Consider the following 2384-nt stretch of genomic DNA (forward strand, 5'->3'; position numbering starts at 1 on the left):
TACGGTTCTGTGAGAGGTTTAGGGGTGCAATTCCCCTTTACCTACTCGACCTTTTTTATCATTTATTAAAATATTGATTCATACTTATATTCTTAATATTGAACTCAAATTCTCCTACAAAACAACAAACACCGAGTTTTTTGATTAATTTTTTTAATTCAGGTTTTTTGCCATCGCTAACTTCTGTTAATTCTTTATAAGCATAGCAATTAGGAGTAAATAATACTGCTGACTTTACATTTATCTCACTTGGGTTTATATGATTATAACCCTTTTTTAAATTGATTTTTTGATTATTAAAATAATCAATTTTCAATTTAACTTTATCTACAATTTTGTAATAAGTATAGCTTTCGAGAATTGCCCTTAGTAAAGTTTCATTGTTATTGCCATGTTTTAGTTCAATTAAATATAATGTTTTGGTCATTAAATCAATAGAAATCAAATCTATTTTCCCTGCTTTATCGGATTGCAAGTTTTTTAATGGAACTTGATAATCTAAAATCAAACCTAACCCTTCTAAACTTAAACCAATAATTTGTTTTGCAAAATTTTCTTCATGTCGATTTGTTTTATTAATTTTTATATTTAGGTGATTTTCCCTGCAATATGGTTTTGTCCTTTTTATAGTTGATATTTTATCAAATTCTTTTAATTCTTTTATTAATTTATTTGCAATAATTTCAGTAGAATAAACTTTTGTGTCTTTTGTTTTTCCTTTCCAATTTACACAATTTGATTTGTAAAGGTTTTCAATTTTTAATAATTCATGTCCCAAAACCTTGATAACTTCCTCTTCTGTTTTTCTCACTGTTTATTTTTTTAAATCGTATTAATTATTTCGTATATAGCTAATATGGGCGAACATTATATTCAATTAATGTTTTTTCAAATTCAGGAGCATTTGGGCTGGGAGTAAAGCGAGATTGAAGAGCTGATTTTATGAACACCTCTAACCTTTTTATTTCCTTTTTCCGTTTAGTATAAGGTGATTTAATTATAGCTTCAGTTGCTATTCCGCTTCTATTTACAGTCGCTTCGACTACAACTAATCCTGAATAATAACCTTGATATTCAGGTCTAGATAGCTTTATTACCTGTCTTTGTAATTGTCGAGCACTAAGACGTGCATATATGCCTTTATTAACATAATTATTGTATGCTTCTCTAGTAGCTTCATCAGTTTTATACTTTTCTATGAAGTCTGGATTTATAGAATTCCAAGTTTTAACACCAAGAGGGTCGCTTGGGTCATAAACTCTATCATAAGTTTTAGTTTTAACAGGAGGTTTTATTATTTTAAGTTTTCCTCCAAGTTCAACATCTCTCAAACCTAAAACTTTCTGAAAACCTTTCCAATCATCTTTAATATTATATTTTGCGACCAACTCATCAAAATCTTTATCAATATTATGAGCGTTTATTTTTATGTTTAACAGAATGTCTTCGGGAGTTCTATCAAACGAATACTCATTTACGTCATTACTGCTAATAAACATCACCAAATTATTAACTGATTGGGGGTGCCAAATTGAATCATAGATTTTAGAACTACAATCTCTAAGACTATATAATTGATTTATTGACGCACAGAATTTAGTCCTTTTGAGTTTCAGGTTTGTATTATTCTTTACCTCTACATCTAATTTATAATAGAACATATCTCCGTCTCTACCAAATCCGTGTTCTCCAATTCCTACTATTTCAAAGTTCTGACCAATTAATTGAAATTGGAAAAATAACATAAAGACTGAGAAGGTTAAAAAACTAATTTTCATTATTTAAATATTTTAAATTATTTCTTCTTTAGTAAAATTCTGTCGTTGATTTTTGTTTGATTCGGCTTTTTTTGCATTAAACCCAACGTACGGCGGCTAGGAAAAGTAGCGATTTCACAAACTGACTATTCCGCAAGCGCCGTAATTAATATTGTACTAAAATACTGAATTTATCCAGAAAACGCTATTTTTTTTAGCCGAGGTTATGCTGCGTAATTACTTAGCCCAATGCGTTAAAAAACAAGCCCTTGCAAAAGTGGTTTTTTTTTCCACGTTACAATTGCGTTCTGCTTGCGTTCAGATTGGTAAAAAACCACTTTTGCAACATTCGATTAAGCACATGACTTAGCAGACAATCACTAGTCACTGGTAAAGTTGCCTTAATCGATAAGCCAAGAAAAAAAGCAATTAAATATTGGGTTCTGCTCCGTAAAGATTGGATTGCTTTTTTTTAAACTTTAGGCAAAAACAGGCCAAAGCAAAAGAACACAGACCATAGTTGGGTATTTTACCACTTTAATTTAAAATATTATCTTTTGGTAAAATACCCTTATGTCTTGTCCTGAAATATGGCTACAGATTAAAATTGATTTACGCTGTTAATTT

At 29.7% G+C, this 2384-nt stretch carries 2 protein-coding genes; both read right to left on the reverse strand.

Translation table 11 applies throughout. The annotated features are described in order from the left end of the window. Positions 1–58 precede the first annotated feature (58 nt). The gene (locus AAC024_RS15835) at positions 59–811 is read right to left on the reverse strand and encodes a hypothetical protein (RefSeq protein ID WP_339896462.1); all 753 of its coding nucleotides are present in this window, start codon (positions 809–811) and stop codon (positions 59–61) included. Between the two features lie 40 nt (positions 812–851). Continuing rightward, positions 852–1745 carry a hypothetical protein gene (locus tag AAC024_RS15840; protein ID WP_339896463.1) on the reverse strand — a complete coding sequence of 298 codons (894 nt, stop codon included), beginning with the start codon at positions 1743–1745 and terminating at the stop codon, positions 852–854. Positions 1746–2384 lie beyond the last annotated feature (639 nt).

It is taken from the genome of uncultured Algibacter sp., from assembly GCF_963976535.1.
Taxonomy (GTDB): Bacteria; Bacteroidota; Bacteroidia; order Flavobacteriales; family Flavobacteriaceae; genus Algibacter_B.

What these genes read in the sequence shown, in the direction of transcription:
- AAC024_RS15840 (WP_339896463.1), bottom strand. Translation starts at nt 1,745, where the DNA reads ATGTTATTTTTCCAATTTCAATTAATTGGTCAGAACTTTGAAATAGTA.